This is a genomic window from Candidatus Pelagibacter communis, assembly GCF_001180205.1.
Taxonomy (GTDB): domain Bacteria; phylum Pseudomonadota; class Alphaproteobacteria; order Pelagibacterales; family Pelagibacteraceae; genus Pelagibacter; species Pelagibacter ubique_O.
In genome coordinates, this window is sequence record NZ_CVSU01000018.1 from 1 (window position 1) to 7,812 (window position 7,812).

Here is a 7,812-nt window from a genome sequence, read left to right on the forward strand (position 1 = left end):
ACTAAAAGTAAAAAAAAAATTAGAAAATCAAAAACTTTTTATAAAAATTTATTTTTACCAGGTAGCAAACTAAATTTTGGTGAAAATTTATTATCAAAAAATAATAAAGAAAAAGCAGTAACTTTTATTAGTGAAAATGGGTTTAGAGAAGAAAGATCATGGAGACAATTAAATTTTAATACTAATAAAATCTTAAAATTTTTAAAAAGAATTAATATTAAAAAAGGAGACAGAGTAGCAGCCTATATGCCAAATACTATTCAAACTGTTGAAGCATTCATTGCTACAACTTCCCTTGGTTGTATTTGGTCTTCTTGTAGTCCTGATTTTGGTTCTAAAGGTGTTATAGAAAGATTTTCTCAAATTAATCCAAAAGTTTTATTCATTGCTGATCAGTATTTTTATAATGGAAAAAAAATAGATGTTTTAAAAAGACTTCCAGAGATTTTAAAATTAATCCCATCAATTAAAAATGTTGTAATTAGTAATTACCCTGGGAAAAAATTTATTAAAAAAAAATTTAAATTTAAAAAAATTAATTTTTTTAAATGGAATGAATTAATGCAAACTAATGCTGAAAAAATTAATTTTAAAAGATTTGATTTTGAAACAGAGTTAGCAATATTATATTCAAGTGGAACTACTGGAAAACCCAAATGTATTTGTCATAGATCTGGTGGTGTTTTAATACAGCATATGAAGGAACATCAATTACATTGTAATATTAAAGAAAACGATAATGTTTTTTATTTTACTACTTGTGGATGGATGATGTGGAATTGGTTAGTTAGTTCATTAGCTTCTAAGGCATCTATTGTTCTGTTTGATGGATCTCCAATGTTTAAATCTGCTGATTTGCTTTTGAAAATAGCACAAAGAGAAAAAATAACTTTATTTGGTATAAGTGCTAAGTATGTAGATGCTTTAAGAAAGTTTAAACCAAAATTAAAATATAAATTCAAACTTAATAAACTAAGAACAATTTGCTCAACTGGGTCACCACTTTCACAGGAAAGTTTTAAATATGTTTACAAACACATTAAAAAAAATGTACATTTGTCATCAATTTCTGGTGGTACAGACATTGTTTCATGCTTTGTGTTAGGAAATTTATATCAACCAGTAAATATAGGAGAAATACAAAACAATGGTTTGGCTTTAGACGTAGATGTACTAAGTGATAAAGGGAAGTCTTTAAAAAATAGTAAAGGAGAACTTGTCTGTAAAAATCCTTTTCCATCAATGCCTTTAAAGTTTTGGAATGATAAAAATGATATTAGGTTTAAGAGTGCTTATTTTAATAGATTTAAAAATATATGGCACCATGGAGATTACGCAGAAATAAAAAATAGTGGTGGATATATAATTCATGGAAGATCAGACACCACCTTAAATCCAGGAGGCGTAAGACTTGGAACAGCAGAGATATATTCAGAAGTTGAAAAGTTTAAAGAAATAAAAGAGTCTATCGTTGTAGGACAATCATGGGATAATGATGTTAGAATAGTTTTATTTATTGTAATGAGCAAAAATTATTCATTAACAGCAGAATTAATTAACAAAATTAGATTAAAAATAAAAAAAAATGCATCTCCTAGACATGTTCCAAGTAAAATTATTGTTGTAAAAGATATACCTCGAACAAAAAGTGGCAAAATAGTTGAACTTGCAGTTAAAAGTAAGATAGAAGGAAATCAAATTAAAAACATTGAAGCTTTAGCAAATCCGGAAGCTCTTGAACAATATAGTAATTTAAAAGAATTAAGTATCTAAATATAAATTATTAGAATTCGATATTCTTAGATGATATGATTAATTAGTTTTTAATAAAAATATAAAATAGAAGGAGATTTATGTTTAAAAAATTATTTAGAACATTTGCAGTTTTTTTGTTTCTTTCAGGCTCTTTTCTAGGGAAAGCAATTTCTAATGAATTGACTTTCTTTACAATTGGTACTGGAGGAACTGCTTATACCTATTATCCAGTAGGAGGAATGATAGCCAATGCTATTTCAAAACCTCCAGGTTCAAGGGAATGTGGAAAAGGTGGAAGTTGTGGAGTTGATGGTTTGATTGCATCTGCCGTTTCCTCTAGAGGTTCAGTTGATAATGTAAACGCTATTATTTCAGGATTAAGAAATTCTGGATTTGCACAATCTGATGTTGCTTATTGGGCTTATACTGGAACAGGAACAATGGAAGGTAAGGAACCCGCAAAAGATTTGAGAACCATTGCGGCTTTATTTCAGGAACACATCCATTTAGTAGCTTTAAAAAAAAGTAATATTAATTCAGTAAAAGATTTAAAAGGAAAAAGAGTATCATTAGATGAGCCAGGCTCTGGAACATATGTAGATGCTAAATTAATCTTAGAGTCAAATGGATTAAGCACTAATGATGTTAAAGCAGAAGCTTTGAAAGGAAAGGCCGCAACTGATGCCTTAAGAAATGGTAAAGTTGATGCTATTTTTGTTGTTGCTGGCTATCCAACTGGTGCAATAGTTGAGCTTGCATCTGCAGTTGATATTAAATTAGTACCTATTGATGGTGCTGGAGCAAAAGCTCTAACTTCAAAATACGGTTTCTTTTCTGAAAGTCCAATACCATCAGGAACTTACGAAGGTGTTGACGCAGTTAATACTGTTGCTGTTGGTGCTCAGTGGTTTACATCAGCAAAAGAGGACACTGATTTAATATATAAAATAACAAAAGCTTTGTGGAATAAGGAGTCTAGAAAACTAATGGATGTAGGACATGCAAAAGGGAAAACAATTACACCTGATACAGCCCTTTCGGGAGTAGGAGTACCATTACATCCTGGTGCAGAAAAGTTCTATAAAGAAGCAGGACTAATAAAATAATTAATAAAAATATACTGCCCTAGATCTATTTTGATCTAGGGCATTTTTTCATGTCTGAGTTTAATATTTCACAAAAAAAAGTTTCTGATTTACAAAAAAAATATGAGGTTAAAACTAATGAGAGGGAATTAAAAAATTTTTTAAAATCTTTTGCTTTTTTAGTTTTAGCATTAATGTCTGTTTATCATTTCTATGCTTCTGGTTTTGGTACAATTAGAGAAATTTTGCATAGAGGAATACATATCTCTTTCGTTGTAGGTTTAGTTTTTATTTTTTATAGTTGGAGAAAAATTGATCATAGTAAAAAAAATTTTAACACACCTTTTATTGATATAATTCTTTCAATTTTAGTAGTTATTTCAGCCTTATATTTACCATTACTACCTCCAGAGGTTTTAGCACCGAGGGTTGGTAATCCTGAAAATATAGACATTATAATGGGATCTTTCTTGATAGTATTGACCTTAGAGGCTGCAAGAAGATCAATTGGTTTTACTTTACCTTTTATTTGCGTGCTTTTTATTTTGTTTGCTATTTTTGGACCTTATTTTCCTGGTGCTTTAAAACATGGAGGCGCTAGTTGGGTTGGTTTTGTAAATCACATTTATCTTACTAATCAAGGAATCTATGGAATTGCTGTCGGGGTTATGGCTCAATATGTTTTTTTATTTATATTATTTGGTGTGCTTGCAACAAGAATTGGATTGGGCCAACTTTTTATTGATTTAGCTATGGTCATAGCAGGAAAATATTCTGGAGGTCCAGCAAAAGTTGCGATTTTTTCGTCAGCTTTTTTAGGAACTATTTCTGGTTCATCTATCGCTAATACTGTTACGACTGGGTCTTTAACAATTCCAGCAATGAAAAAAGTTGGCTACCCACCACATTTTTCCGGAGCTGTAGAAGCAACAGCTTCTACAGGTGGCCAAATTACACCCCCAATACTCGGAGCTGCAGCATTTATAATGGTAGAATATTTAGAAGTTCCACTTAGAGATATTTTAGCAGCAGCACTTATTCCTGCTTTACTTCATTATTTTGGCATATTTATAATGGTTCACCTGGAAGCTAAAAAGCTAGGCCTTAGAGGGTTAACAGATGAAGAGGTACCAAAATTTTTATCAGTAGTTAAAGATAACTGGTTGTCCTTGGCACCATTAATACTTTTAGTTTATTTAATTTTGATTGGTCGTACACCTGACTATGCTGCAGTAATTTCAATTATAGCATGCATATTAATTGGTTTTGTAAAAAAAACAAATAGACTTACAATTAAAGATCTCGTTCAGTGTTTATCACAAGGAGCAAAAAATACTTTAGCTGTTGGAGCTGCAGCTGCAGCAATCGGAATTATAGTTGGTGTCGTAACACTAACTGGTGTTGGATTTCGATTAGGATATGTTGTAATTCAAACAGCAGGTGACATAGGAGGTTTTTTTCTAAATTTTATTCCATTTGGTTTGCTAAATATTGAAGATTTGACACTTTTTTTCTCATTATTATTAATCGCTTTTTCTTGTATTTTTATGGGAACTGGGGTTCCAACAACAGCAACTTATATAATTTTAGTGGCTGTTGCAGCACCAGCATTAACACAACTAAATATTGAACCGATTGTTTCTCATTTCTTCGTTTTTTATTATGGTGTTTTAGCAGATATAACTCCCCCAGTAGCTCTTGCTGCTTATGCAGCTGCAGGAATAGCAGGTTCTAATCCTTTTAAAACAGGAAACACAGCATTTAAGTTAGGTATTGCCAAGGCATTAGTTCCATTTGTTTTTGTTTATTCACCATCTTTATTATTGGTAGCCCAGGGTTTTGATATATACATTTTTTTTCAAACATTAATTTCTGCAATGATAGGAATAGGATTAATAGGAATAAGTTTTTCTGGCTATTGGTTAAAAAATGTACCAATTTCTCAACGTTGGTATTTAGGAGTGAATTCTTTATTTTTCATTGCTCCAATGCATTGATTTTTTACCAAACATAAAAATGATAATCGGTACCATTGGCACATAAAAAATTGTGAAAAAAGCAGCATTTGCAACATCTGTATAAAGCAAAGCAACTTGTTGTAGTGCTGAGCCTAAGAATAAAGAAATTCCAATTAATAACGAATAAATTATGAAAGTTTTTTTATCTAATTTAAATTCCGATTTAAAATTTTTTAATTCAAATAAAATCATAAGTGGAAATATGGCTAGAAAACCAACAAAAAACCTCACAGCATTAAATGTAAAAGGGCCAATATTATCCATGCCCGTATCTTGGGCAATAAAAGTTGTTCCCCAAATAAAAGTGCACAATAAGGCACTAAATAATGATATGGATTTACTCATTTTTAATTAGACAGCTAGTTTATAGGCAAAATTTTTGCCTAAGTTTTCTTTAAGATCATTATTAAACCTAGCTGCTTCTGCACCATCAATAATTCTGTGATCATAAGATAAGGAAATTGGCAACATAGTCCTAGTTTGAAACTTTCCATTCATAAAAATTTGTTTTTTTTCTGATCTTCCTACTCCTAATATAGCAACTTCAGGATAATTAATTATAGGAGTAAAAAATGAACCTCCTATACCACCTAAACTCGTAATCGTCATCGAGCCGCCAAACAATTCTTTTTTATCAATTTTTAAATTTCTACAAAGTTCACTTAGCTCTTTTAATTCTTTACTTATCAGAGAAATTTTTTTGTTATTTGCATTCCTTAATTTTGGAACCATTAATCCATTTGGCGTGTCAACTGCTATCCCAATATGATAATATTTTTTTAGAGTCATTTTTCCACTCTCAATTTCATCGATAGATGAATTAAAACTAGGAAATTTCTTTAGAGATGCAACTAAAGCCTTTATTATAAATGCCAGAGGTGTAATTTTAATTTTTTCTCCAGTATACATATCTGTTAATGACCTTCTAAAATTTTCCATCTCTGTAATATCGGCTTCATCGTGATTTGTAACATGAGGAATTGTTGTCCATGAATTTGTAAGATATTTTGATGATAATTTTTTTACTCTTGGTATATCTTTAATTTCTATTTCACCAAAATCAGCATGTTCAAATTCGTTTTTAATTTTATCTGGTTTACTATCTTTTACTACAACGTTGTTTTTTGAATTAGATGAAACAAATTTTTTAATATCATCTTCAACAACTCTGCCATCTTTCTGACTTCCTGCTACTTGATTAATATTTACACCAAGTTCTCTTGCAAATTTTCTAGCTTTTGGACTTGCAGATGAAATGCCTGAAATATTATTTTTAGAAAAAGTTTTTTCTTGGATTTCAGGTTTTATTACCTCAATATTTTTTGACTTTTTTTCAGTTTCTGGTTCTTCTTTAACCTCTTCCTTTTTAACTTCTGAATCAATATCCACAGTTAAAATTAAGTCGCCCTCAGAAACTTTGTCTCCTACTTTTACTTTTAAATTTTTAATTTTACCTTCTAAATTTGATGGTATTTCTACGCTAGATTTGTCGCTTTCAATTGTTATTAGAGCATCATTTTTTTTAATTGATTGACCTTCAGAAACTAATACCTCAATGACCTCAACATCTTTAAAATCTCCAATATTAGGTACTTTAATCTCAGTTTCTGACATTTATAATTTTGTTGGCATTGGTTTATTACTATCAATATTATACTTCTTCATTGCATCTTTTGCATATTTAGAAGTTATAAGCTGTTCTTTTGCCAAAATACTTAAACCGTAAGCAACCAAATGTTCTTTATCTACCTCAAAAAATTTTCTTAAATTTTTTCTTGTATCACTTCTTCCAAAACCATCGGCTCCTAATGAATAAAAACTTTTATTAGTATAAGGTCTGATTTGATCAGAATTCATTCTCATATAATCAGATGCAGCCATAATTGGGCCTTCTGTTTGGCCCAGGCATTGTTCAACATAAGATTTTTTGGGTTCTTTATCTGGGTTCAAAAGATTATATCTTTCTACTTCCATTCCATCTTTTCTTAATTCATTAAAACTAGTTACACTCCATATCTCGCTATCAATTTGATAATCATTTTGTAAAATTTCTGCAGCAGACATCATTTCCCTTAAGATTGTTCCTGATCCTAAAAGTTGGATTTTACTTTTTTTGTATTTATTAAATTCTTTTATTTTATACATACCCTTTAAAATGCCTTCTTCACAATTCTTATCTTTAGGCATTTCTGGGTGTGAATAATTTTCATTCATTGTTGTAATATAATAAAAAACATTCTCATTTTTCTCATGCATTCTTCTTAGACCTTCTCGAAAAATTACTGCTAATTCATAATGAAATGTAGGATCATAATTTACACAATTTGGAATAGTTGATGCAATTAAATGACTATGCCCATCCTGGTGTTGTAAGCCTTCTCCAGCTAATGTTGTTCTTCCAGCTGTTGCACCTACCAAAAATCCTCTAGCCTGACTATCCCCGGCTGCCCAAGCTAGATCTCCTATTCTTTGGAAACCAAACATTGAATAAAAAATATAAATTGGGATCATTTCGATATCATGATTAGTATATGCAGTGGCAGCAGCAATCCATGAAGACATAGCACCTGCTTCATTGATACCTTCCTCTAAAACTTGACCACTTTTGTCTTCTCTATAAGAACTTAATTGAGCTGCATCCTCAGGTTCATATTTTTGTCCTTCATGCGCATAAATTCCAATTTTTTGGAAAAAACCTTCCATACCAAAAGTTCTAGCTTCATCAGGAATAATTGGAACTAATCTTGGAGATATATTTTTATCTCTCAATAAATTTGTTAACATTCTCACAAGTGCCATTGTAGTGGACATTTCTTTTTCACCAGTTGATACTTTCATGAAATCGAAAATATCTTTTGAGGGTGCCTTGATTGGTTTTGCAAAAGTCGAACGTTCGGGTAAATATCCGCCTAGTTTTATCCTTTTTTCTTTTAAGTATTTTATTTCAGGAGATT

6 protein-coding genes are annotated in these 7,812 nt (G+C 30.6%); 3 read left to right on the forward strand and 3 right to left on the reverse strand.

All coding sequences use genetic code 11. From position 1 onward, the window contains the following. The 3 genes from AMO08_RS00650 to AMO08_RS00660 form a co-directional block, all read left to right on the forward strand. Positions 1-1,773, forward strand: a 1,773-nt coding sequence (locus AMO08_RS00650) for an acetoacetate--CoA ligase (RefSeq protein WP_075484291.1), incomplete at its 5' end; no start/stop codon positions are given. Between the two features lie 80 nt (positions 1,774-1,853). Next, entirely contained in the window at positions 1,854-2,861 is a 1,008-nt protein-coding gene (locus AMO08_RS00655; protein WP_075484292.1) for a TAXI family TRAP transporter solute-binding subunit, read from the forward strand. A gap of 50 nt (positions 2,862-2,911) precedes the next feature. Further along, complete coding sequence (locus tag AMO08_RS00660) at positions 2,912-4,837, forward strand: TRAP transporter permease (protein ID WP_075484293.1); 1,926 nt, start codon at positions 2,912-2,914, stop codon at positions 4,835-4,837. On the opposite strand, the gene AMO08_RS00665 is transcribed toward AMO08_RS00660, so the two are convergent. From AMO08_RS00665 to AMO08_RS00675, 3 genes are all read right to left on the reverse strand, one after another. After that, positions 4,811-5,203 (reverse strand): DMT family transporter, encoded by a 393-nt coding sequence (locus tag AMO08_RS00665; RefSeq protein WP_082254991.1) that lies wholly within the window; start codon positions 5,201-5,203, stop codon positions 4,811-4,813. The genes AMO08_RS00660 and AMO08_RS00665 overlap by 27 nt on opposite strands. A 6-nt stretch (positions 5,204-5,209) precedes the next feature. Then, entirely contained in the window at positions 5,210-6,472 is a 1,263-nt protein-coding gene (locus AMO08_RS00670; protein WP_075484294.1) for a 2-oxo acid dehydrogenase subunit E2, read from the reverse strand. After that, positions 6,473-7,812, reverse strand: a 1,340-nt coding sequence (locus tag AMO08_RS00675; protein ID WP_425304626.1) for a transketolase-like TK C-terminal-containing protein, incomplete at its 5' end; no start/stop codon positions are given.